This window comes from Pseudoalteromonas sp. 78C3 (assembly GCF_002836695.1).
Lineage (GTDB): Bacteria > Pseudomonadota > Gammaproteobacteria > Enterobacterales > Alteromonadaceae > Pseudoalteromonas > Pseudoalteromonas arctica.
Window position 1 is genome coordinate 72,255 of record NZ_PJAV01000171.1, and the last position, 23,826, is coordinate 96,080.

The window sequence follows — 23,826 nt, forward strand, 5'->3', positions numbered from 1 at the left end:
ACGTGAAAATTACAGATACTAGCGTCAAGCGCCCCGTTTTTGCCATTGTAATTAATTTACTGCTTCTTACTTTTGGACTGGTTGCGTTTACTATGCTGCCACTTCGTGAATACCCGGATATTGAAACGCCGATTGTAAATATCAGCACTGAATACACAGGTGCTTCTGCCGAAATTATAGAAACCAAAATAACGCAAATAATAGAAAATCGAATTTCAGGTATTGAAGGCATCAAAAGTATTAACTCTTCGAGCCGTAATGGGCGCTCAAACATTACCATTGAGTTTGATATTAACCGCGACATAGATGCAGCATCTAACGATGTACGCGAACGTGTAGCACGTGCACTTGATAGTTTGCCTGATCAGGTACGCCCGCCAGAAGTATCTAAATCAAATAGTGATGAAAGCCCAATCGCCTGGTTTGTATTAAACAGCGAAACAATGGACTCGTTACAGCTCTCTGATTACGCGCAGCGTTTTATTGTTGACCGCTTAGCCGTAGTAGATGGTGTATCTAACGTACGTATTGGTGGTGAGCGCCAATACGCCATGAAAATTTGGCTTAACCGCCAAGCAATGGCCGCACGGGGTATTACCTCAAGCGATATAGAAAACACACTTCGTACAGAAAACGTTGAGTTACCGGCTGGCGAAATAGAATCTATAGATCGTGACTTTACCGTGCGTACTGCCCGTAGTTATAAAGATCAGCGCGATTTTAAAAACCTGGTAATTAAACGTGGTGATGAAGGTTACTTAGTACGTTTAGGTGAAGTTGCCGATGTACGTTTAGAAGCTGCCGATGACGAAAGCTTATTTCGTGGTAACGGGCGTAATATGATTGGCTTAGGTATTGTAAAACAAGCTAAAGCAAACACACTTACCGTAGTAGATAACGCACGCAGTGAACTTGAAAAAATCAAACGCAACCTACCTGAAGGCACTACAATTCAAGACAGCTACGATTCGTCTGTATTTATTAAAGAGTCTATTAATGAAGTTTACAGCACACTTGCCATCTCTATGGGTTTAGTCGTACTCGTTATATTTTTGTTTTTAGGCAATATACGAGCAACGCTTATCCCTGCGGTCACCGTACCGGTCGCACTTGTTGGTAGCTTTATGTTTTTATTGGCAATGGGCTACTCAATTAACTTACTCACTTTACTTGCCTTAGTACTGGCCATTGGTTTAGTAGTAGATGATGCCATTGTAATGCTTGAAAACATTCACCGCCGTATTGAACTGGGTGAGCCGCCGTTACTAGCTGCATTTAGAGGCGCGCGTGAAGTAGGTTTTGCTATAGTAGCAACCACTCTTGTACTAATATCGGTGTTTGTGCCATTAGTATTTATGGATGGCCGTATAGGTGCATTATTTACTGAGTTTGCTATGGCGGTAAGTGCTGCCGTATTTTTCTCAAGTGTTACAGCACTGACTCTCGCACCAGCCTTGTGCTCTAAAGTACTTAAAGTATCAGACAAACCAAATAAATTTAGCCAATGGATGGACCGCCAGTTTACTAAAATTGAAGTAAGTTACCGTAATTCACTCTCCACCAACATAACCCGTAAATGGGGTTTAATGGTGAGCTTATTATTAGCTGGCTTTGTTAGTTACTCGTTGTTTTTACAAGTTCCTTCTGAGCTAACGCCAAAAGAAGATCGTGGCACGTTCTTTATTATGATGAGCGGCCCTGAGGGCGCAAGTTACGAAAATAACGCCGCTAATATGGCTAAAATTGAAGAGCGCTTAATGCCTTACTCGCAAGCCGGTGAGCTAAGTCGCGTACTTGTTCGAGTGCCTGGCTGGGGTGGCAGCGGCGGTGTTGCGATTGTGGGTATGGCCGATTGGGATAAACGCAAACGCTCAACCTGGGAAGTAATGGACGAAATAAGCGGTAAAATGCAAGAAGTTACCGATGTTCGTGCATTTGCCATTATGCGCCGTGGTATTGGTGGTGGTGGCTCATCTCGCCCAATTGAGTTTGTACTGCAAGGTAATGATTACGCTCAACTGGCCGATTGGCGTGACCGTATAATAAAGCGTGCTGAGCAAAACCCTGGTTTAGTAAGAATCGATCATGATTACAAAGAAACCTTCCCACAGTTTTTAGTTAGCATAGATAAAAACAAAGCTGCCGATTTAGGCGTTTCGGTATCTGATGTAGGCCGTACACTAGAAACAATGCTTGGCCAGCGCCGTGTTACGACCTTTATTGACCGCGGTGAAGAATACGATGTGATTTTAAAAGGGACAAAAGAAGATTTTACCAATCCTACTGATATTTCAAATATATACCTTAAATCACGAAGCGGTGAACTAGTTCCACTTGATAGCCTTATCAGCTTAAAAGAAGAAGCAACAGCATCGCGCTTAAACCGCTACAACCGTATGCGCGCAATTACATTAAGCGCCAACTTAGCCGACGGTTATACCCTTGAGCAAGCGCTTAACTTTTTAAACGAAGTAGCCGCGCAAGAAAACGATATAGATGGCGCAGTAGATTACAAAGGTGAGTCGCAGCTTTATTACGAAGGCGCATCAGCGATGACCTACGTATTTATACTTGCACTCACCGTTACCTTCTTGGTACTTGCTGCACAGTTTGAAAGTTTTATGCACCCATTTGTAATTATGCTTACCGTACCGCTTGGTTTAATGGGCGCTATGTTTGGGCTTTGGGCTACAGGGCTTACCTTAAATATTTACAGCCAAATAGGTATTGTCATGCTCATAGGCTTAAGTGCTAAAAATGGTATTTTGATTGTAGAATTTACTAACCAATTACGCGACAAAGGCGTTGAGTTTAGTGAAGCAATACTACAAGCAGCTACCCAGCGCCTTCGCCCAATAATAATGACCTCACTTACAACCGTTATGAGCTCTGTTCCCTTGGTTTTTGCTTCAGGCCCCGGCGCTGAAAGCCGTATGGTAATTGGTGTAGTTGTGTTTACAGGGGTTATTGTATCTACCCTGCTGACTCTTTTTGTTGTACCTGCTGCGTATTATGCTCTATCGAAAAATACACAGTCACCTGAGTTTTTACAACAAAAGCTGAATAAACAAGCTGCTGAAAAGCCTTTCGAAGAGATCTAATCTCTTTATTGCGCCGTAACCTTGTTGTTGCGGCGCATACAATTTATGCTCGCCTTTAAACTCCATATACATTTTAGGAATACTTATGAGCTCAACAACGCAAGTAGCAACATTTGGTGGCGGCTGTTTTTGGTGTATAGATGCAGCATTTAGACGTGTAAATGGCGTATTAGATGTGAGTTCTGGCTATACCGGTGGCGAAACCGACACCCCAACCTATAATTCTGTATGCTCTGGCACAACCGGGCACGCTGAGGTTGTTAAAATTGAATTTGATACCACTGTAGTTAGCTTTGAAACACTGCTAGCAATGTTTTTCACTTTGCATGATGCAACACAATTGAATCGCCAAGGTAACGATATAGGCACACAGTACAGAAGCGTTGTTTACTATCACGATGAAGCGCAACTAAAGCAAACCAATGAAATGGTAGCTCAACTGCAAAGCCATGTGAGTGAGTCAATTGTGACAGAAGTCAGCCCTGCCACTACGTATTATCCAGCAGAGCATTATCATCAAGATTACTATAACGAAAACCCACAGCAGGGTTACTGTAGTATTTTAATAGCACCTAAATTACATAAGTTTGAAACCGTATTTAAAGAGTTCTTAGCTGACTAGCTAATTTGAGCAGTTAAATTGATTAGTTAAACTTAGCTACACATTAAAAAGCCCGACGTAAGTCGGGCTTTTTAATATTAATAAATACCGTTAAAACTGGTAGCTTGCGCCTGCAAAAAAGCGACGCTCTGGAGTGTTGTAGTAATACACTTGACCCGTTGTAAAATCAGTATTTGAATCAACAGCGTTATACTCTTTATCAAATAAGTTTTCTACACGAAGCGAAACTTCAATATGCTCATTTACTTGATAATTACCCGCTAAGTTCCAAAGCGTGTATGATCCTAAACGCGTCACAGCACCTTGTCGGTCGCTACGGTATTGCATGTCTAAGCTTGCATCAAAAGCACCAAACTGTTTTGCAAGTTCCCAGTTAAAAGTACGTTTAGCAACATTACGTAACTCTGCGCCCGTTTCTTCGTCTTCAGCGCTTAAGTAAGCAAAGTTAAGGTTGCTATCAAAACCAAAAAACTGCTGAGATAAGCTAAATTCAACCCCTTCGTAGCGTGCTTCATCAATATTAGCTAATGCAAAGTTTGCATCGTAATCAATTTTATCTTCTATATCGTTTCTAAAAATTGCAACATCAACTTGCGCAATATCAAAGTCCACACTCAAACCTAACTCACGGTTTACTGATTTTTCAGGCTGTAAATCAGGGTTACCATAAAGTGGGAAATATAAATCGTTAAATGTAGGGGCTTTAAAGCCAGTACTTTGGCTTATACGAAATGTTGCATTTTCAGATAAATGATAACCCGCAGCGGCTGTATACGTTGTTTCGTCGCCAAATTGCTCGTCGTCATCTTGGCGAACAGTTAAATTAGCTAATACTTTATCTGCATCGTAGTAAGCACCTACAAACACAGCAAGTACATCTCGGCTGTCTTCAACAAATAGTTGCGAACTATGAGATACATCATCGTTGTACCAATTGATACCACCACTAATGTTAAGCTCATCAGATAATAGGTATTGGCCGTTATAATCAATTTGTGTGCGTTTAGTTATAAAAGTACTTGTTGTTGGTCCAACTGAAAAATCAACATATGTATTGTCTGAATCATCCGTTGCTAGCGCTAAATCAATACTGTGCGTTTGGTTAGTGTAGTTTTTACTCCAACCTGCAGAAAGCTGATAGTTTTTAAAATCATCTCGTTCAATCGTACTGTCGGCTGGGCTAAAGCGGCTGTCGTAATCTGCGAAACCTTCACTGTATTGACCTAATAACTTAAAGTCGCCGTAGTGTGCATCAGTATAATTTACTTTAAAACCAAGATTTTTATTTTCATAGCCATCTTCATCTGGTGCTACGCCTTGCAGTACATCAAAGTTATCTGTTTTTTCAAAGCCTGCATTAAATGCTGTTGTTATATCGCCTGATTTTACAGAGCCTGCCACTTGATAATTTTGGTAAGAATCAGAACCAAACGTAGCACTCACAGATAAGTTATCTGATTCACGCGTTATAATGTTAATTACGCCAGCAAGTGCATCAGAGCCGTAAACAGCCGCGCGAGAACCCTTAATAATTTCAATGCGTTCAATACTATTTAAAGGGACATTATTTAATGCTTTTTGACCAAGTGTTGCTGAGCCTGTACGTACACCGTCAATTAAAATCAACGTATCGCCAGAGCCCGTACCACGAAGTGACACGCCTGTATTTTGACCAAAACCACCGTTTGGATTAACTTGAAAACCCACTCGCGTGCTTAAAAGTGTAGGTAAATCGCGTACGTTACTAGCTTCTATTTCAGCACGTTCAATAACATTTACACTCGCTAAAACGTCGTTAATTGATTGCTCAAACTTATTAGCTGTAACGGTTATTTTTTCAATTGATTGCTCTGCACCAGACACAGAAAATGAAAGCGCAGCAGAAATTGCAACGCCTAGAGTTGTTTTGTTTAACATGAGGTCCCCTACCTTTGCCCACCGCAAAGATTTAAGTAAGTAAGATTGCATCAAGGCCGGTCTCCGGACTCAGTAAGCACATCAAAATATGCAATACTTTACCGTTGCGGGGGCAGTGTTGGGCTTGTAGTCATCATGAAAACGCACCAACTTCCCGATTATCCTGCTAAAAAAATCATTACATGAAGTGGCTAGCAAGCACCTTGAAAATATGTCGCTATTGTGAGTATTTTGTTTACAAATGTCAATGGACGTCTATACAGCTAAAAACCTTTAAAATGCAGTTAGGGGCTAGTATAGTTTGAAGAAACGCCATATTTATCAAGTAGCTTCTGAAGTTGTATTTGTGCAGTAGGTAAGCTTAGTATTTCATCCATTTTATTACTAGTGATCTTATTTGATTTAGAGTTAACTAAAAAGTGCGTTTTATAAACGGCATCTGGTACGTTACTTTTATAGAGTAAATCCATATTAAAAGTATTTTTATTTTTAAAATATTGGTAAGCAATATTATTTAAAACACCTACTTCCGCGCGCTTTAATAGCAGCATTTTAACCACATTGAATTCATCAATGGTTAAACTTACCTGATGTTCCTCACTTAAAAATTCGGCATCTGTATTAAATCCAGCAAATTGATACGAGTACCCCAATACCCCAACCTTTGTTAATGACGTAATGTCGTCAAAGTAAGCTTGCTCATTTGTATTTTCTTTAAGCGTATAAAGCTCATTTTTGGTAATGGTATAAAATTCGGTTTTTTTAATATTCTCTTGCGCTGATTGTGGTATCCATTGCAGTGCCATTAAAAATAAAACATCAAAATTATTTTTTTCAACTGACAAAGCAAGCCTTTTTACAGGTAGAGACTTAAGTACGAAATTAAACTCCTGCTGTGCGCCGTTTAAAATCTTAATAAACTCAGGAGCAAAACCCTGCTTTTTTTGCGCATTAATAATAATGGGAAAGTAGCCATCTTCAACCAGTACATCAATATCAACTGTTTTTGATAAGCTTGGTTTGGTAAATGTAAGCAAAACAAATAACAAAAATAATTGATGACGTTTCATTTTAATACCTTCTAGTGTGAAGTACTTAATTGCATGTGATTAAATATAATAGCTTAAATATCAAAAAGAAGATTAATACATACGGGAGTATCTAGGCAGCAAAGAGGGATAATAGTGAGATATTTAAAAAGAGTAAGTAGCTTCAATCTGTCTGTAAGTATAAACAGATTAAAGCATGCTTAATTTAAAACTATTTATTAATTAATCGCGGAAATTTTTAAACTGAAAAGGCTGACCTAACTCAGCACTGCGCACTACTTGCATAGCCTCTTGAAGATCGTCACGTTTTTTACCCGTTACACGTACTTCTTCGCCTTGGATAGCAGCTTGAACTTTAACTTTAGAGTCTTTAATGGCTTTAACTACTTTTTTAGCCATGTCCTTTTCGATACCCTGCTTTAAGCCAACGTTACGAAATACATTTTTACCTGCACGGGTAATATCTTGAAGCTCTAAGCTTGATACATCCATACCACGCTTAGATATTTTGTTAGCTAAAATATCAAATAATTGCATAACCTGAGAGTCTGCTTCAGCTTTAAGCTTAATTGTTTTGTCATTTAGCTCAATAGATGCATCAACGCCTCTAAAGTCAAAGCGAGTCTCTAGCTCACGATTTGCATTATCAACTGCGTTTTTAGCTTCGTTCATTTCTACTTCAGATACAATATCAAATGAAGGCATTGGTTTGCTCCTAACTATTTAATCTTAATTTTATGTGGTAATTATAACGCTAAAATTATAAATCTTTACATTTTTCTGCATCTTGTTCAGGTGCGATATTAAATTAGTTTGATATACTTGCGCCTCTTTTTTAAGCGATTTTAGGATTTGTCGTGACAAGGCGTGTTTATCAAGCAATTTTTTTAATCAGCATAGTAGCTTTTACCTTTTTATTTGCCAAAGAAATAAAAGGTGGCGTTGTAAATTTATTTCCTCATGTTGATAAAGTGGCCCATTTTGGGATTTTTTTTATACTAGCCATAATAATGGATAAAGCGTTTAAGCTTCCTTTATATGCGCAAATACTTTTATTGGCAGGTTATGGCGCCTCTATAGAAATAATGCAAGACGCACTTCCATATAGGCAAGCATCACTCGGTGATTTTTTTGCTGATTTTGCAGGTGCCGCAAGCTACTTTTTACTTAGAGTAATTTTTACACCTCGAAAAAAGAACCCATATGGCTAATATTTTAATTGTCGGCGATGGTGCTATTGGCTTGTTACTTAGTCATTTTCTAAGTGCGTCGCATAATGTCAGTGTTTTAACTCGCAAAAGCCCAACAAATACCCGCTTTTATAGTCGAGGAAAGGGTGCATCTAAAAAAATTGACGCACAATTTATTTCATTAAATCAGCTAAATAAAGCGGCTGAATTTGATGTTGTTTTATTTACCGTTAAAGCCTTTCAAGTACTTGATGCATTTACGCAAATAAAGCCGTTTTTACCAAATCATTGCTCTGTTGTACTTTCGCATAACGGAATGGGTAATGTTGATGAGGTAAATAGCCAGCTAAGCACTCACCAAGCACTCTACTTTTTAACGACAAGCATAGCGGGCTTTAAATCAAACCAATACATTGTGCAGCACACTGGTGAGGGACAAAGTGTTATTGGTGCTTGTAATGAATTAGCTTTTCAAAATAGCGCGCCAATAGCTGATATTTTTAAAGTAATACCCAGCCTAAAGTTTACTAATAACATTCAGCAGCTTCGTTTTGAAAAACTACTCGTAAATATTGCCATTAACCCATTAAGCGCTTTAAGTAATGTAAAAAATGGTGAGTTACGCGCACCTAAGTACAACGCTATAATTTTTAATGCACTCACTGAAGCATGCAATATAGCAAACGTACAAGGGCTTAATATCCCATTGATTAAAGCACTTAATACCGCTTATAAAATAATGGAATTAACGTCTGACAATTACTCTTCAATGCAGCAAGACGTAGCGCATTGCAGAGAAACTGAAATATCAGCTATATGTGGCTATATTAGCCAACAAGGTAAACTTCACGGTATTCCTACACCTTACAATGATGAGTTGTTTGTCAAAATTCAGGCAAAAAAAAGCGTGGTATAAACCACGCTTATATAAATTCTTAACTTTAAGACGACAAACCTTATGGGCGGTAAACTTTTACCGTTTCAAAGCCTTGTTCGTGCAGCATAAGTGCCTGTAGTTGGCTCATTACGCCTCGATCACAATATAAATAGTAGTCGGTGTCTTTTGGTAAATCACCAAACTTAGTCGCCAGACGGAAGAACGGTAAATGAACCACTTCAACACCGTCGATTGCAAGCGGTGCAGCTTCTTCTTCTTCTGGTGAGCGAATATCAACTACCACAGAGCCTACAGGCAAATCAGCAACCGATTCAGCTTCTTTAAGTTCTTGTTTGGCTTCTACGTCAATATCACGCACGTCCATTATACGTGCGTTGTTTACAACGGTATCAAGTACATCAAAGTCGAACTTTTCTTCTTCACCAAGAATAACGTCTATTTTGGCTTTAACCGTTGGCTTTTTAGAAATAACACCACAGTATTCAGGCATTGTTTCTGCCATTTCAGCCGTACCAATTTGGCGAGCAATATTAATAATTTCTTGCTTATCGTGTTGAATAAGCGGGCGTAAAATAAGCGTTTCAGTAACACGGTCAATCACGCTTAAATTCGCTAATGTTTGACTAGATACTTGGCCAATACTTTCACCAGTGACAAGTGCTTGAATGTTTAACTTTTGCGCAACTACACTACCCGCGCGCATCATCATACGTTTAAGTACAACACCCATTTGGCTGTTTTCAACGTTTTCTAAAATTTCAGCAACAACAGGTTCAAAATCAACCGTTACAAATTTAACTTTATGTGTAGAGCTGTATTTTTTCCATAAGTAGTAGCTTGCTTGCTTAACGCCAATTTCGTGCGCTGCGCCACCTAGATTAAAGAATAAAAAGTGTGTTCGTGCGCCTTTACGAATCATTTGGTAACTTGCTACGCCAGAGTCAAAACCACCAGACATAAGCGAAAGCACATCTTCTTGAGTTGGCAGAGGAAAACCAGCCATACCAAAATGTGTATGAGAAACAATGTAAGCTTTATCGTCTTTTACTTCTAGGCGTATTGTTACTTCTGGGCGGCTAAGCTTTACGCTTGCGCCTTCAATATGTTGATTTAATCCACCACCAACATAACGCTCTAAATCAGTTGAGGTAAAATCGTGTTGCCCTATGCGCTTAGCACGAACACAAAAGGTTTTACCTACAATAGTATGACCAACTAAAGCGATGGTTTTTTGATAAATATCATCAAGAGTTTCGAATTGTGTTTCGGTTACTTCAATAAATTGAACAATGCCAGGGATGCGTTTAAGGCTATCGATAAAATCAAGGCGAACTTGCGCGTCTTCAAGCTTTGTAACAACTGAAATGTTATCCCAGTTATTTCTTACTTGTACTTTTTCGTCAACACGGCGCAATACAATTTTAATGTTATTTTCTAACACTTTAGTAAAGCGTTTACGGACTGAACGGCTTTTAATGGCTATTTCAGGATGTAGTTTGACGATAAATTTAAGCATAGTTCACTCTTAGACTGCGGGAATTCGCGCTCCCAGGCATTTGGCGCGGGATTATAGCAAAAAATTCAGCGCCTAGGAAACAGCCTATTACTATCGATTAAACTACAGCTAGGGCCTGTTTATCTTTCGAGGTTAAATTTGCAGCAGTGTGTTTGGTATTTAGGCAAGGCAGAGCCTATGTAGTGTGGTTATTCCCCATAAATAGGCGATAACGTAGCATAAATACCAAACAAGCGCTGCCCAAAGGGTTTAGCCTAGGGGCGATTAACTCTTTGTTGCTTGGTTTTTACTTAGCCCACTAGGTTACAAACCTCGCGTCGCGATTTAATCGCCCCTAGATTGAACAAATTTTAATCCTGAAAGGTCAACAGGCCCTAAGGCTTGTTGCGCTAATTCAGTATATTTTTCACGTAGCAGGTTCATTTTATCAATGCTTTTATCGGTACTGTACGCTCTAAATAATGTAAGTACTTTTAAAATGCCATGATATATATCTTGCTCAGCAAGCGTACCACTTGGCCTACGGGCTTTAATATAAGGCGTCCAAAAACTAACCGTTAGCTTTAGTGTATGTGCTAAATCAATGACATCTTGCTCATCAATAGCAATCATTTCACTGTCGCGAAGTCCTAAAATAATTTTACGAACTTGCTCTAACAACTCTAACTGAAAATCAATATAAGCTTGTTTTAAATCAGCATCTCTAGAGAGAATATCCCCGAGATTATCGTAAAAAAAATGATAGCGCCACATCAGCTCAAATAACGAATCTAGGTAAGCCGTTAAATGATTAAATGCATCATCATCTTTATTAATAGGTTTAAAGTGAGTATTTAAATGATCGCGATACAGCGCAAAAATATGACGGATAATGTCTTCTTTATTTTTAAAATGATAATAAAGATTACCCGGGCTCATCCCTAAGTTTGATGCAATATGATTTGTCGTTATTGCACGCTCACCATTTTCGTTAAACAACAAAATACTGGTGTGTATTATTTTATCCTTGGTATTCATATGCTAATACTCAAATTATCTATAGGCTACATTACACTCAAAAGAGGTAAACAGTATAAACAAATATGAATCATTAAAACACTCCCACCATGGACTGACCTGTTTAAAGAAAGTAAGTGTTTATATGCTTTTTTAGCTAGGCTGCTTTGTGGCATAAACACTGTTAAACTAGCGCTAAAATAATAAATAGTGAACATTATGAAAGTTATTGCAATTTACCCTGGCACCTTTGATCCACTAACTAATGGGCACACAGACCTTATTCAACGTGCAGCTAAAATGTTTGATACTGTATTAGTTGCGGTAGCTAATAACCCGAGTAAAAAACCCTGCTTTAACCTTGAAGAACGTGTTGAGCTTGCAAACTCTATTTTAAGCCACATAGATAATGTTAAGGTGATTGGTTTTTCTGGTTTATTGGCTGATCTTGCACGCGAGCACAATGCTAATGTGCTTATTCGCGGTATTAGAGCTGTATCTGATTTTGACTATGAATTTCAATTAGCTAACATGAACCGCCGCCTGAACCCCGACTTAGAAAGTGTATTTTTAACACCCGCTGAGCGAAATTCATTTATTTCATCAACACTCGTTAAAGAAGTAGCTCGCCACAATGGTGATGTAAGCGAGTTTGTAGACCCGGTAATTGTTAAAGCGCTAAAAACTAAATTGGGCTGTGGTGCCCAATAACACTTCCCGAATTAGCGCATAACTTGTATGCGCTAATTCGGCTTTTGTATAGATGATTTTAATTTTTTAATTAACCAAACAAGTTTTAGCAAATCTTTATTGATAATTAGTATTAGCGCCATAGTGATATCAATAATAGGCATAAGAAAACCATACAGCATCCACAACCACCAAAAATCCCAATTGCCATAAAGAGTATTATCAATGTACATCCCCATAAACAGTGAGGCATTGATAGCAAGCCCTACAATAAGATAATAAAATCCGTACGGTATTTTACGTCCTAAAAAAATACGCCACATAAAAATAACGGCAATTGTTAGCACATCAAATATAAACAACTTTAAATGCGGAGCCGCAGTAGTTATGTCCATAAACAAACTAAATGTATACGAAGCCATCATAATAAAGCAAAGGTGAACTCGGCTTTTATCTTGCTTATTAATAGCCGCTGATAGAGTGAACAAAAAAGAAAAAACAAAAAGCCATGTAATAAATATTCCAAAATATTCGTTAACTGAATTTAATTGCCAAAATAGCTCCTCCATTTTATTCAACCTTTTGATGGGTGTTTTTTATACGATTAAGTAAATACCGTTTTAATGCAACCAAACCTAAAAAGTCTTTATTAATTAGGAGAACTAAAAGCATCGTTAAATCAGAAATTATTTGCCCTATTACATATAAGGCCCAAAACCACCAGTAATCCAAATTTCCTAAAACAATACTGTCGTAGTGCATTCCAAAAAAAACAAATGCGTTAAAGCTAAGTCCAACTAAAAGATAATAAAAGGCTACGGGGAGGTTTTTACTAAAGTATATCAGCCATATAATCAGAAAAAACATAGTTACGATATCAAATATAAAAAGGGTCAAATGGGGTGTGTTGCTCAAGGGATCCATAAAAATACTTGAGGTGTAAGATACCATCATAATGAATGCAAGTTGTGTGCAGCTTTTGTCAGACTTGTTAATGCTTGCAGACAAATTATATAAAAAAGCGAGTACAAAAGACCATGTAGTAAAAATAGTTATATAGTCGTATAAACTAGCCAGCTGCCATAAAAAATCATGCATTGCGTGACCTTTTAAATTTTTCAGTTAAAAATTTAGTAAGCTTAACTAGACCTAAAAAATCTTTGTTAAAGATAAGCGCTAATGGCATTATCAAATCTGTAAAGTACATACCAAATACATAAACGTTCCAAAACCACCAATAATATAGAGTACCTAGAATCTCTATATCGTAATGCATAGCTAAAAATAAAGATGCATTAATACTCAGACCAAATACAAGATAATAAAATGCGTTAGGAATTGGGCTTCGGCTGTAGTACCTAAACGTAAAAATAATAATTAGAGTTACAATATCGAAGTAAAAATAGTTTAAGTGAGACACTATAACCATATCGAACAGTGTACTTAAGGTATACGAAATCATCATAATACCAGAAAGGTACATTGTATTTTTATAGGGACTATTTATGCTTGCTGATAAATTATAAAGAAATGCAATTACAAAGAACCATGTAATAAAAATACCTACATAATCTCTAATCGCTACCAGATCCCACAGTATGTCAGACACTAACTATCCTCTTCAAACTCGCAATCAAACCATTTCTAAATTTCATCAAGTATAAAAAATCTTTGTTTATAAAAAATATAGCTACCATTATGAAATCAGCAGCGTTGACCCCTATTGCGTAAGCATTCCAAAGCCACCAGTAGCTTGTATTATTTGATATATAGATGTCGTAATGCATGAGAAAATGTAGAGTTGAGTTTATAGCTAAACCAGTAATGATATATAGATAGGTAATACCATCATGCCAGAGCCGCCTAAGGGAAATAATAACTAGGAGAGTTAAAATATCGGAAAACAAAAAATCTAGATAAGTTACCGTATCCAGATTTGTAAATATACTAAATGAATATGAAATACTCATAACCAAAGACAAATACACTCTTTCTTTATTAGGCTTATTAATCGAATGAGCAAGGGAGTACAAAAAGGCCATAAGGAATCCCCATTGTACAAATGCACCTATGTACAAAGAAACTGTTGGGCTAATTATGAGTTCACTCATTATTATTAAGATTTTTTTTATTCAAATTAATAATTTTTAAAGGCGACATTTTTATAAGATTTTTATTAAGTATTAGCGAGAGCATCATCAATACATCTATTAAAGTACTCCCAACAGAATAAAAACTCCAATACCACCACTCATCTAAGTGGTAAAGAATATATAGATCGTAATGCATTACTGATGCGAGGAGGCTATTAATGACTAAACCTATCAGAATAAAATTGGCACTTGGGCAACATTTAATAAAGTCAATTTTTATAAAAAAGAGTATCGCTACTATGGTAAGAAAATCATATAAAATCCAATCTAAATAAGGAGCATTCAATATAGTAAAGTATCCACTTAAAAAATATGAACACAACATAATGCTTGATGTAATGAGAAGGGATTTATTTTTAATATTGACACTAGATACTAAGCAGTACAAAAAGGCCATTAAAAAGCCCCATTGTGTAAAAGCATTTATATAATCCAGAAAAGCACCAGTTAAGTACATTTTAAACTAGGTTACTTTATGGGTATCGTTTGACTTGAAGTAGCTGAGGATTTTGTTCTTTAATTTATGAAGACCGAGGAAGTCTCTATCAACAATTAATGCGACTATCATCATTACGTCTATAATATTAACTGAAACTGCGTAAATGTCCCATAATAACCACCGTTCTTTGTTTTGATGTACATATAAATCAAAATACATCAAAAGAAAAAAAGTTAAATTTATTGATAGTCCTACGGTCAAGTATATGAATGAAACGGAGGTTTTTTTCTTACAGGCTAGGCTCACAGAAAGAATTAGAATAGTTAGAACATCATATATTGCCCAATCCAAATATACTGTAGTTTTTATCGACAGCCATGTAAAGAAGTAATCTGATAGTGTATAAGAAACCATCATTACAAACGAACTGAATAATAGGTTTGTATCTCTTTTCACATTTAGGGAGTAAACAAAGACATTGAAAAAAAATGCCATTAAAAACCCCCACATTGTAAATGCAGAAAGCGAAAAAAAGCCAAAAAACTCAGTTAAAAACATTTATAACCTTAATTAATCACTTAGGTTTTATAGGTATCATACCACCACCGCGCTGTAATTCTGCACCAGCTGCAGCAATAGCCTCTTGAGAAAAGCTCACTGTATCAGATTGCAGGGTTTTAGGGCTAGCAGTTTGTTCCATTGCAGGCTTTAATTGTTGTGTTTTGTTGTATGCTTGCATTTGTAATTGGCTATTAGCTGAAACTTGCATGTGATTGATCCTTGTAAAAGTTTTAATTATATTTGGTGCAACTTTTAACCACATTATTATGTAGATAAATGCATCACCTGTTTAAAGTAGTGATAGCTATTTTGCTATCTACCTTATATAAAGCAACCAATGTGCCAACTTTTTTTGACACCTTAAAACTCACTTAAAACATACTTATATAATCAAACCAAACAGCTCCGACCAGTTTACTGCAAACATAAAAAAACGCACAGGGATAACCGTACGTTTTTTGTATCCAGGGAGTTTAAGCTACGTATTTACACGGGATCTCCGCACGTGTACTTAGCTTCAAAATATATTCCATTGCTACTTCGTCACAATTTTCTTTACGAAGGCAAAGTTCACAATCTTTCATTACTTTTTCAGGCAAAGAGTCTTTGCTACAAAAAGTAAAACGTTGTTGTTCAAAAAAATCTGGTACGCGTGTTAATACAATAACTCGGTTAAGTGCCAATTTTTTGGCTTTAGTAAGTAGATGATCTACAAGCTGTCTACCCTGCCCCGACACTTTACTTTTTGGGTCTATACCCAATGAGCGTATTTCAGCAAGGCCGGTATCGTAAATGTATAACGACGCACAGCCCGACACTTTTCCATTTATTTCTGTTACTGCAAACTCGTTAATAGAGTGCACCATATCACTTTTTGCACGAGGCAGGTTTTCACCTACCGTTGCCCAATGCTGTATAAGCGTGGCAATTGCTTCTACATCATCTAAATTTGCATCACGTACCGTTATTTGCTGTTTTTTTTTGGCTTCTTTAACAGCATTCGTTACTTGTTCAATAGACGTCCCACCAAGGGCTTTACGTGCTTTTATACACGCATCAATTTCAAGTACTGGGTAAACATCGTCTTCAAATACAGTGTTTACTGATTTGTACTGCTCAAGCGATAGCTCTTCAAGCGTTTTACCTTCGCTAATCGCAAGCTGTACAAGTACACCTACAATGTGATGCCCTTCCCTAAATGGCACACCTTTAGCAACTAAGTAATCAGCAAGTTCGGTGGCGTTTGCATGCCCTCCTTTTGCTGCAGCAAGTGTCTTATCACCGTTTACTTTAACGCCTTTAATACATGCTTGCGCCATATGAATACATGCAAGCCATGTTGGCATAGCGTCGAACAGGCCTTCTTTGTCTTCTTGCATATCTTTATTGTATGCAAGTGGCAGCGCTTTTAACGTCATCATCATAGCGCTAAATGCACCAAACACACGTCCGGTTTTACCGCGAATAAGCTCGAGTGCATCAGGGTTTTTTTTCTGAGGCATGAGCGATGAGCCTGATGTTACGTTATCAGCAAGCTCTATAAATCCGGCTTCACCCGAATTATAAAAAATCAAATCCTCTGACATACGAGATAAGTGAATCATCGAAATAGACGCACAACTTAAAAGATCTAACACAAAATCACGATCAGATACGCCATCAAGGCTATTTTTTGTAGCCGCTGTAAAACCTAATCCGTGTGCTAATGCTTGGCGATCAATCGGATAAGCTGTACCTGCTAATGCACCACTGCCTAATGGGCAAAAATTCATGCGCGCTTTAGCATCTTGCAGGCGGCTTTCATCACGCTCTAGCATCTCTACATACGCCATACACCAGTGGCTAAACAATACTGGTTGTGCGCGCTGTAAGTGCGTGTAACCTGGTAATATTGTGCCAAGCTCTCGCTCTGCAAGCGCTACAAACTCGCCTTTAAGCTGTGCAATAGCATCTAGTAAATGGTCAGCCGTATCACGGCACCATAATCTAAAGTCGGTGGCAACTTGGTCATTACGGCTTCGGCCTGTATGTAATTTTTTAGCTAAATCACCTACTTTTTCAATTAGAGCTGCTTCAACATGTGAATGAATATCCTCTGCACCTGAAGTAGCTACCGCTTGTGGATCTGCTTTAACTTCTTCAAGCAGCTCATTTAATGCAGCCACTAATCTTGTGTGCTCGTCACTTGAAAGTACACTTACCTGTTCAAGTGCACCAGCCCATGCCACAGAGCCAATAATATCTTGCTCTGCTAACTGGTAGTCAAAGGGAAGAGAGTCGTTAAATTGCTTAAACGCCTCATCTGGACCCGTAGAAAAACGTCCGCCCCATAATGCCATGAAATCTCTCCAAACCCTGTAGTGCCCCTTTTATAAGGGGCGTAATAAATTACTTTTTAGCGAGTGCTGAAATTCTGCTTGAAAGCGAGAATAAACGAATAAAGCCTTCAGCGTGTGATTGGTCGTACACATCATCTTCGCCAAATGTAGCAAATGCTTCGCTGTATAAGCTATTTGGTGACTGCTTTTGAACTGCAGTTACTTGGCCTTTGTATAGCTTAAGTACCACTTCACCTGTTGCCACTTTAGAAAGTGCTTCAGCACCGGCTAAAATAGAATCTTTAAGAGGCGTAAACCAACGGCCGTCGTATACTAAATGCGAGAACTCGCCACCGAGTACTTCTTTCCACTTACGGCTTGCTTTATCAAGCACTAGCTCGTCAATGGCTTGAAGCGCAGCCATAATGACTGTGCCGCCTGGCGTTTCATAACAACCGCGTGACTTCATGCCAACTAAACGGTTTTCTACAATATCAACACGTCCAACACCATGAGGCGATGCAATATCGTTTAATTTGACTAAACAATCGTAAGGTTTAAGCTCTACGCCATTTACAGCAACCACTTCGCCTTCAACAACTTTTAATGTTACTAGTTCTGATTTATCTGGTGCTTGCTCTGGAGAGTTAGTCCAAGTCCATACTTGTTCAGTTGGTTGACACCATGGGTCTTCAAGCTCACCACCTTCGTGCGAAATATGCCATGCGTTAGCATCACGGCTATAAATTTTTGTAGCAGATGCTGAACACGGAATGTCACGCTCTGCTAAGTAATCAAGTAATGATTCACGGCTCGATAAGTCCCACTCACGCCATGGCGCAATTACTTTTAAATCAGGGGCAAGGGCCGCAAAACATGATTCAAAACGAACTTGGTCATTACCTTTACCAGTACAACCATGAGAAAGTGCATCAGCACCTACTTTACGTGCAATTTCAACTTGTGCTTTAGCAATAATTGGGCGCGCCATAGAAGTACCTAATAAATAAGTACCTTCGTAAATTGAGCCCGTTTTAAGCGTTGGGTAAATGTAATCACTTACCATTTCATCTTTTAAGTCAACTACGTAACATTCTGAAGCACCAGAGGCAATTGCTTTAGCTTCTACGCCTTCAAGTTCTTCAGCGCCTTGACCTACATCGGCAACAAACGCGATTACTTCACAGCCGTAGTTTTCTTTTAACCATGGCACGATAGCCGACGTATCAAGACCACCAGAATAGGCTAAAACGACTTTTTTAATTGAACTCATAGGTGTTCCTTAACAAAATTTGGATTTAGTAATGTAACTAGCAGAGCATTTTGCGCATGCATGCGATTCTCTGCTTGTTGAATGATTTTTGATGCTGGACCATCCATTACCTCAGAGGTAATTTCAAATTCACGGTGTGCCGGTTGGCAATGTAATACCGTAGTCGCACCAGTTTGATCTAGCAATGCCTGATTTAATTGATAAGGCATGTATTTTTCTTTTACTTGCTCAAGCGGCGTTGTATCACCCATTGATACCCATGTATCTGCGTATACAACATTTGCACCAACCGCAGCTTCAACTCTATCGCTCACCATAACTGATGCGCCATTCATTGCTGCAATTTGCTCAGCTTTCTTAAGTATTTGCGAATCTGGTGAACATCCTTTTGGGGTTACAGCAACAAAGTCAGTACCTAGCGTTGCAGCAAGTAACATCAATGAATGAGTCACGTTATTGCCCTCACCTAAGTAAGCTACTTTAAGCTCACTTACATCCCCATGTACTTCTTGAAGTGTTAAAAAATCAGCAAGAGCTTGGCAAGGGTGGTACAAGTCACATAAGCTATTAACTACAGGTACTGATGCATATTCACCTAACGTAGTTAATGTACTGTGTTGATTTACACGCGCTACAATACCGTCGGCCCAAGTAGAAATATTAAGTGCAAAATCTTTAATTGATTCGCGTGCACCCATAGCACCATTTTGCTGATCTAAATAAACAGCATGGCCGCCAAGGCGATTAATACCTATATCAAATGATAAACGTGTACGTAAACTTTGTTTTTCAAACAATGTTACGATTGATTTTCCTGATAATACTTGGCTGTATTTTTCTGGCTTTGCCTTAATATCGCGCGCTAACTTTAATAAATTAAGTGCGCCTTCTTTGTCTAACTCTAAACCCGTTAAAAAATTCTCAAACATAATAAACCTATGGTGTAATCTTTGTTCCGACATGCTCACCTTGTAGCAGAGCAGTTAAATTTTCTGGCTTTTGCCAGCTGGAAATATACACACCGCGTCGTAAATGTTGGGCAGCGTGAAGGCTGGTCTTAACTTTGACCTCCATCCCGCCCACAATTACTCCATCTGTAATTAAAGTATCAATGTGTTTTGTGTCAAGTTGATGTAACGGTTGTTTATTTGCGTCAAGTACCGCTTCTACATCCGTCATAAAAATTAGTTCTGCATTTAAATTACTGGCAATAGCCGCTGCAGCTTCATCTGCATTTACGTTGTACCACAAGCCTTGTTCATCAAAGCCGATAGAGCTAACAATAGGTAAACGAGAAATTCTAAGTAAATCATTGATGATAGAATCGTCGTTGCTTTTGCACTTACCTACTAAGCAAAGCGCTTTTAGCTTTTGAGTAGCAGTCACACCCGCCTCAAAAAGGCTTAAGCCAACAGGTTTATGCCCTGCATTAATCGCTTGAGTCATTAATTGTTTATTAGCACAACCTGCAAGTGCCCCAACTATATAAGGCATTTGCTCTGCTGGACTAATACGTAAGCCTTGGTGTTTAGCACTAGCAAAACCGGCTTGCTTTAGCCATGTATCAACTAAAGAGCCACCGCCGTGCACAATGACAAACTCATTATTTTTTTGCTCATTGAGTACATCAAATAACGCTTTTGCTGCATTTTCTGTATTAAGTACTGCACCACCGAGTTTAATAACCCACGTTTTTTTACTCATTTAAAACGCCCCTTTTAAGCCGGTCGTGTGCTCTAAATTCATAGAAATATTAATACATTGCAAAGCTTGACCAGCAGCACCTTTTAATAAGTTATCAATCGCAGACACTACAATTAACTGCGTGCCTTGTTGTTGCCAACCAATATCAACAAATGGCTGCTTAGCTACACCTTTAATTGAAGGTATTTTATTGCCTAACAAACGAATTAATGGCTCGTTAGCAAGTACTTGATAAGCCGATGCAACGTTTTCCTTGGTAACGCCTGGCTTAAGTTGTACATAAATAGTTTCTAAAATACCGCGCGGGAAATTACCTAAATGCGGTGTAAATAACACTTTGTGGCCAAGGTGTTGTTCAATTTCAGGACCGTGGCGGTGGTTAAACAAACCATAAGGTGCAAGCGATACCTCACAAAAATGTGTTCCTACACTCGCTTTACGCCCGGCACCCGTAACACCCGATACGGCATTAATAATAATACTTTCACTGCTCAATAAGCCTGCTTTTTTAAGCGGTTTAAGTGCATTAAGTGCGGCAGTTGGGTAACAGCCTGCAACAGCAATTAGCTTTGCGTTAGCTATAGCATCACTATTCCACTCTGCTAAACCGTAAGCCGCTTCATTTAAAAGCTCTGGGTGTTGATGCTCAAAACCATAGTAAGTAACGTAATCATCATTACTTGCTAGGCGATAACCACCAGACAAATCAAATACTTTTTTACCCATAGCTAAAAATTGAGGCGCTAAATCAACACTTACTTTGTGATCGGTACATAAACATACATAGTCAGCATCATTTTGAATGTCATCAAAAGCTGATGCACTAAGAGGAAGTAAAGGACAATCTAGTAAGCCAAGGTGCTCTGGATATAAATCACTTAGTAATTTATTTTTATCTAAGCTACCCTCAGATACATAACAGCCTGTTAAGGTAAGGTTTGGATGATTAGCAACTAAGCTTGCTAACTCTGCGCCGCTGTAACCGCTTGCGCCAATAATAACTACATTCATTGATTACTCGTTATTTTTAAATTTACTGCTAAATATATATGTTGTTCGCTTAAACTAGCTAAAACGCTAAATTAAGACTTAATTTAATGAATTTGTAGATTATCGTCGCATTATTTTCATAGCTTTACTTTAATATATTTATGCTTAAAAAGTGAATTGATATTCATCATAAATACTTTTATATTGTTATGCAATTAAATTGAATAATAATTTTGGATTTTTTTATGCCTTTGCCTTCGTTTATTTCTATGTATCAACAATTGATTGCAGCCCCTTCTATTAGCGCAATTGAAGACAACCTGTGTATGAGCAATAAAAACGTAATCGAACTCCTTGCAAACTGGTGTGAAACACTTGGTTTTACGTGTGAAATTATTGAACTAGAAGGTGGTAAGGGCCGCTTTAATTTATTAGCAAAACGCGGGAAAGGCGATGGCGGATTAATGCTTGCGGGCCACACTGATACAGTGCCTTTTGATGACAGCCGCTGGAACCACAATCCGTTTAAACTTACCGAACTCGACAATAAATTGTACGGGCTAGGAAGCATTGATATGAAAGGCTTTTTTGCTTTTGTATTACATGCGATTAGTGAGCTTGATGAAAAGCAGCAAACTCAACCTATTTTAATACTCGCCACTGCCGATGAAGAAACAACTATGGCAGGTGCACAGCAAATATGTAAGCACCCTAATTTAAAACCTGCGCGCTGTATAATTGGCGAACCTACTGATATGACTCCAGTATTTATGCACAAGGGCCATATGAGTACAGCAATAAGAGTAGTTGGTCGCTCTGGGCATAGCTCAGATCCCGAACGTGGCCTTAACGCCATTGAAGTAATGCATAAAGTGATTACAAAATTGATGTTCTTAAAAGAGCAACTAAAGCATAAGTATTCAATAAATCACTTTGAAATTCCTTATCCAACATTAAATTTAGGTAATATTCATGGTGGCGATAACGCGAATAGAATTTGTGGTTGCTGTGAAATGCATATAGATATGCGCCCATTACCGGGTTTAAGCATTAAAGAACTACAAGCATTAGTACACGATGCAACGAAAGAAATTAATGATCAATACCCTAACGCTGTGAGTGTTATTGATTTACACGAACCCATTCCGGCATTTAGTGGCAGCACCGACAGTGCTTTAGTAAAAATGGCTGAAAAAATAGCGGGGCAAAAAGCGCTCGCGGTAAATTACTGTACTGAAGCTCCTTTTATACAACAACTTGGCTGTGAAACAATTGTAATGGGTCCCGGCTCAATTAACCAAGCGCATCAACCTGATGAATTTTTAGCGATGGAAAAAATAAAACCATCACAACAAATAATCACCAATATCATAAAAGCAAACTGCTTTAGCAATCAGAGTTACTAACTGCTTATAACAACACAAAATAATAAAGGCGCCAATTGGCGCCTTTATTAATACAAAACTAAGGCTTAATCACCTTTAACTTCTAAGTTAATAAACTTAACTAGCTCTTCAGGTTGCCCTACTAGCATCATAACTTGTTGGTTAATTTCCATCATAGTTTTACCTTCAGGTAGCTTTGCAGACACACTGAATGAATTTAAACCTTTAGCAAAGCTTGTTAAAGCCTCTGCAATATTTTCAGTTACAGGAGCTTGTTGTAACTGCTGCTCTAACATCATTTCCATTTGCTCTAGCGTCATGCCTTGCTTTTCAAGCTCACTTGATAGTAAGTCTTTTAACTTACCTTGGTTATTTAAGGCAAAGCTAACATTGCGCGGCTCTAACTTACTCATTGCTTGCATAACAAGTGTTTGCTGCTGTAACTCTTGCTCATAAGTAAGTGGCTGGTTACCCGCTTCTTGCTGCGCTTTACTAATCGCCAATGAAGCATCCATTAATGCTTTTGAATTAGCCAAGCCCATATCCATATTAAAACTAACAATGTCTTTTGCATCAAGCTTAACTACTACATCACTATTGCCAGACTCTTCATCGTAGTCAAGTGATGAATGTAAGTCGTAACTTGCCGACGCGAGCATTTCGTTTGTATCAGCAGGTAATTTTGAAACAAAACCTTTATCAAACTGAAAGCTTTTTACATCAAATGATGTATGCGGTGATATTTTATCTGGCTCGTAACCGGTTATTTCAATGCTTTGAATATTAGCAACATTGTCGCCCTCTGGGCTTATTACTTCCATGTTTGTTATTTCTACGCTTTTTGAAATAACACTTGCCGATAAACCAGCGTATTTAAATGTAGCGCCAGTTTGCTCGCTTACTAGAGCAAGTTGCTTATCTACTTCTGCACGCACTTCTTGTGTAGCTACATAATTTGCATAGCTCACGCCACCAACGCCCGCAGCTACAATCGCTGCAACTATTACTAACTTTTTCATGTTAT

21 protein-coding genes and 1 riboswitch are annotated in these 23,826 nt (G+C 38.2%); of the genes, 6 read left to right on the plus strand and 15 right to left on the minus strand.

Features of this window, described 5'->3' with window-relative positions:
* Positions 1–2: 2 nt before the first annotated feature.
* Both CXF76_RS18085 and msrA read left to right on the plus strand, forming a co-directional pair.
* A complete protein-coding gene (locus tag CXF76_RS18085; protein WP_010553194.1) occupies positions 3–3,101 on the plus strand; it encodes an efflux RND transporter permease subunit in 3,099 nt (1,032 codons plus the stop codon).
* A gap of 85 nt (positions 3,102–3,186) precedes the next feature.
* The gene (msrA, locus tag CXF76_RS18090) at positions 3,187–3,723 is read left to right on the plus strand and encodes a peptide-methionine (S)-S-oxide reductase MsrA (protein ID WP_101164298.1); all 537 of its coding nucleotides are present in this window, start codon (positions 3,187–3,189) and stop codon (positions 3,721–3,723) included.
* A gap of 90 nt (positions 3,724–3,813) precedes the next feature.
* Here the strand turns inward: msrA and CXF76_RS18095 are convergent, their stop codons facing one another.
* The 3 genes from CXF76_RS18095 to CXF76_RS18105 all read right to left on the minus strand — a co-directional run bounded on the left by CXF76_RS18095 (position 3,814) and on the right by CXF76_RS18105 (position 7,394).
* On the minus strand, positions 3,814–5,640 hold the full coding sequence (locus CXF76_RS18095) for a TonB-dependent receptor domain-containing protein (RefSeq protein WP_101164299.1): 1,827 nt from the start codon (positions 5,638–5,640) through the stop codon (positions 3,814–3,816).
* Positions 5,641–5,677: 37 nt separating this feature from the next.
* Positions 5,678–5,861, minus strand: a riboswitch (cobalamin riboswitch).
* A 63-nt stretch (positions 5,862–5,924) separates the two neighbouring features.
* Entirely contained in the window at positions 5,925–6,710 is a 786-nt protein-coding gene (locus CXF76_RS18100) for an ABC transporter substrate-binding protein (RefSeq protein ID WP_101164300.1), read from the minus strand.
* 201 nt (positions 6,711–6,911) lie between these two features.
* Positions 6,912–7,394, minus strand: a complete 483-nt coding sequence (locus tag CXF76_RS18105) for a YajQ family cyclic di-GMP-binding protein (RefSeq protein ID WP_007377833.1) — start codon at positions 7,392–7,394, stop codon at positions 6,912–6,914.
* A gap of 152 nt (positions 7,395–7,546) precedes the next feature.
* Here CXF76_RS18105 and CXF76_RS18110 point away from each other — a divergent pair, with 152 nt between their 5' ends.
* On the plus strand, positions 7,547–7,900 hold the full coding sequence (locus CXF76_RS18110) for a VanZ family protein (RefSeq protein ID WP_007581666.1): 354 nt from the start codon (positions 7,547–7,549) through the stop codon (positions 7,898–7,900).
* Positions 7,893–8,795 (plus strand): ketopantoate reductase family protein, encoded by a 903-nt coding sequence (locus CXF76_RS18115; protein WP_101164301.1) that lies wholly within the window; start codon positions 7,893–7,895, stop codon positions 8,793–8,795. Before CXF76_RS18110 ends, CXF76_RS18115 begins: the two co-directional genes overlap by 8 nt.
* A gap of 40 nt (positions 8,796–8,835) precedes the next feature.
* On the opposite strand, the gene thiI is transcribed toward CXF76_RS18115, so the two are convergent.
* Positions 8,836–10,293, minus strand: coding sequence for a tRNA uracil 4-sulfurtransferase ThiI (thiI, locus tag CXF76_RS18120; RefSeq protein WP_101164302.1), 1,458 nt, complete (start codon positions 10,291–10,293; stop codon positions 8,836–8,838).
* A gap of 324 nt (positions 10,294–10,617) precedes the next feature.
* Positions 10,618–11,310 (minus strand): TetR/AcrR family transcriptional regulator, encoded by a 693-nt coding sequence (locus CXF76_RS18125; protein WP_024592300.1) that lies wholly within the window; start codon positions 11,308–11,310, stop codon positions 10,618–10,620.
* Positions 11,311–11,508: 198 nt separating this feature from the next.
* On the opposite strand from CXF76_RS18125, the gene coaD reads away from it, so the two are divergent.
* Positions 11,509–12,000: a pantetheine-phosphate adenylyltransferase gene (gene coaD / locus CXF76_RS18130; RefSeq protein ID WP_101164303.1), complete on the plus strand. Its 492-nt coding sequence runs from the start codon at positions 11,509–11,511 to the stop codon at positions 11,998–12,000.
* A gap of 32 nt (positions 12,001–12,032) precedes the next feature.
* Here the strand turns inward: coaD and CXF76_RS18135 are convergent, their stop codons facing one another.
* The 9 genes from CXF76_RS18135 to argC form a co-directional block, all read right to left on the minus strand.
* A complete protein-coding gene (locus tag CXF76_RS18135) occupies positions 12,033–12,548 on the minus strand; it encodes a hypothetical protein (RefSeq protein ID WP_024590027.1) in 516 nt (171 codons plus the stop codon).
* A gap of 1 nt (position 12,549) precedes the next feature.
* Complete coding sequence (locus tag CXF76_RS18140) at positions 12,550–13,077, minus strand: hypothetical protein (RefSeq protein ID WP_101164304.1); 528 nt, start codon at positions 13,075–13,077, stop codon at positions 12,550–12,552.
* Positions 13,070–13,588 (minus strand): hypothetical protein, encoded by a 519-nt coding sequence (locus tag CXF76_RS18145; protein ID WP_101164305.1) that lies wholly within the window; start codon positions 13,586–13,588, stop codon positions 13,070–13,072. The genes CXF76_RS18140 and CXF76_RS18145 overlap by 8 nt, the downstream gene beginning before the upstream one ends.
* 1,557 nt (positions 13,589–15,145) lie before the next feature.
* Complete coding sequence (locus CXF76_RS18165) at positions 15,146–15,340, minus strand: hypothetical protein (RefSeq protein WP_101164309.1); 195 nt, start codon at positions 15,338–15,340, stop codon at positions 15,146–15,148.
* A 265-nt stretch (positions 15,341–15,605) separates the two neighbouring features.
* The gene (gene argH, locus CXF76_RS18170; protein ID WP_007581654.1) at positions 15,606–17,471 is read right to left on the minus strand and encodes an argininosuccinate lyase; all 1,866 of its coding nucleotides are present in this window, start codon (positions 17,469–17,471) and stop codon (positions 15,606–15,608) included.
* Positions 17,472–17,520: 49 nt separating this feature from the next.
* Positions 17,521–18,723, minus strand: a complete 1,203-nt coding sequence (locus CXF76_RS18175) for an argininosuccinate synthase (protein ID WP_007581653.1) — start codon at positions 18,721–18,723, stop codon at positions 17,521–17,523.
* Positions 18,720–19,652 (minus strand): ornithine carbamoyltransferase, encoded by a 933-nt coding sequence (locus CXF76_RS18180; RefSeq protein WP_024598615.1) that lies wholly within the window; start codon positions 19,650–19,652, stop codon positions 18,720–18,722. The genes CXF76_RS18175 and CXF76_RS18180 overlap by 4 nt, the downstream gene beginning before the upstream one ends.
* Before the next feature lie 7 nt (positions 19,653–19,659).
* On the minus strand, positions 19,660–20,427 hold the full coding sequence (gene argB / locus CXF76_RS18185; protein WP_101164310.1) for an acetylglutamate kinase: 768 nt from the start codon (positions 20,425–20,427) through the stop codon (positions 19,660–19,662).
* A complete protein-coding gene (gene argC / locus CXF76_RS18190) occupies positions 20,428–21,438 on the minus strand; it encodes an N-acetyl-gamma-glutamyl-phosphate reductase (protein ID WP_101164311.1) in 1,011 nt (336 codons plus the stop codon). It abuts the gene before it with no gap.
* Positions 21,439–21,662: 224 nt separating this feature from the next.
* Between argC and argE the strand changes: the two genes are divergently transcribed.
* On the plus strand, positions 21,663–22,823 hold the full coding sequence (argE, locus tag CXF76_RS18195) for an acetylornithine deacetylase (RefSeq protein ID WP_101164312.1): 1,161 nt from the start codon (positions 21,663–21,665) through the stop codon (positions 22,821–22,823).
* A 65-nt stretch (positions 22,824–22,888) separates the two neighbouring features.
* Here argE and CXF76_RS18200 read toward each other — a convergent pair whose 3' ends face one another.
* Positions 22,889–23,821 carry a hypothetical protein gene (locus tag CXF76_RS18200; RefSeq protein WP_101164313.1) on the minus strand — a complete coding sequence of 311 codons (933 nt, stop codon included), beginning with the start codon at positions 23,819–23,821 and terminating at the stop codon, positions 22,889–22,891.
* Positions 23,822–23,826: the final 5 nt, after the last annotated feature.

What these genes read in the sequence shown, in the direction of transcription:
- msrA (WP_101164298.1), top strand. Translation starts at nt 3,187, where the DNA reads ATGAGCTCAACAACGCAAGTAGCAACATTTGGTGGCGGCTGTTTTTGG.
- CXF76_RS18095 (WP_101164299.1), bottom strand. Translation starts at nt 5,640, where the DNA reads ATGTTAAACAAAACAACTCTAGGCGTTGCAATTTCTGCTGCGCTTTCA.
- CXF76_RS18100 (WP_101164300.1), bottom strand. Translation starts at nt 6,710, where the DNA reads ATGAAACGTCATCAATTATTTTTGTTATTTGTTTTGCTTACATTTACC.
- CXF76_RS18105 (WP_007377833.1), bottom strand. Translation starts at nt 7,394, where the DNA reads ATGCCTTCATTTGATATTGTATCTGAAGTAGAAATGAACGAAGCTAAA.
- CXF76_RS18115 (WP_101164301.1), top strand. Translation starts at nt 7,893, where the DNA reads ATGGCTAATATTTTAATTGTCGGCGATGGTGCTATTGGCTTGTTACTT.
- thiI (WP_101164302.1), bottom strand. Translation starts at nt 10,293, where the DNA reads ATGCTTAAATTTATCGTCAAACTACATCCTGAAATAGCCATTAAAAGC.
- CXF76_RS18125 (WP_024592300.1), bottom strand. Translation starts at nt 11,310, where the DNA reads ATGAATACCAAGGATAAAATAATACACACCAGTATTTTGTTGTTTAAC.
- coaD (WP_101164303.1), top strand. Translation starts at nt 11,509, where the DNA reads ATGAAAGTTATTGCAATTTACCCTGGCACCTTTGATCCACTAACTAAT.
- CXF76_RS18135 (WP_024590027.1), bottom strand. Translation starts at nt 12,548, where the DNA reads ATGGAGGAGCTATTTTGGCAATTAAATTCAGTTAACGAATATTTTGGA.
- CXF76_RS18140 (WP_101164304.1), bottom strand. Translation starts at nt 13,077, where the DNA reads ATGCATGATTTTTTATGGCAGCTGGCTAGTTTATACGACTATATAACT.
- CXF76_RS18165 (WP_101164309.1), bottom strand. Translation starts at nt 15,340, where the DNA reads ATGCAAGTTTCAGCTAATAGCCAATTACAAATGCAAGCATACAACAAA.
- argH (WP_007581654.1), bottom strand. Translation starts at nt 17,471, where the DNA reads ATGGCATTATGGGGCGGACGTTTTTCTACGGGTCCAGATGAGGCGTTT.
- CXF76_RS18175 (WP_007581653.1), bottom strand. Translation starts at nt 18,723, where the DNA reads ATGAGTTCAATTAAAAAAGTCGTTTTAGCCTATTCTGGTGGTCTTGAT.
- CXF76_RS18180 (WP_024598615.1), bottom strand. Translation starts at nt 19,652, where the DNA reads ATGTTTGAGAATTTTTTAACGGGTTTAGAGTTAGACAAAGAAGGCGCA.
- argB (WP_101164310.1), bottom strand. Translation starts at nt 20,427, where the DNA reads ATGAGTAAAAAAACGTGGGTTATTAAACTCGGTGGTGCAGTACTTAAT.
- argC (WP_101164311.1), bottom strand. Translation starts at nt 21,438, where the DNA reads ATGAATGTAGTTATTATTGGCGCAAGCGGTTACAGCGGCGCAGAGTTA.
- argE (WP_101164312.1), top strand. Translation starts at nt 21,663, where the DNA reads ATGCCTTTGCCTTCGTTTATTTCTATGTATCAACAATTGATTGCAGCC.
- CXF76_RS18200 (WP_101164313.1), bottom strand. Translation starts at nt 23,821, where the DNA reads ATGAAAAAGTTAGTAATAGTTGCAGCGATTGTAGCTGCGGGCGTTGGT.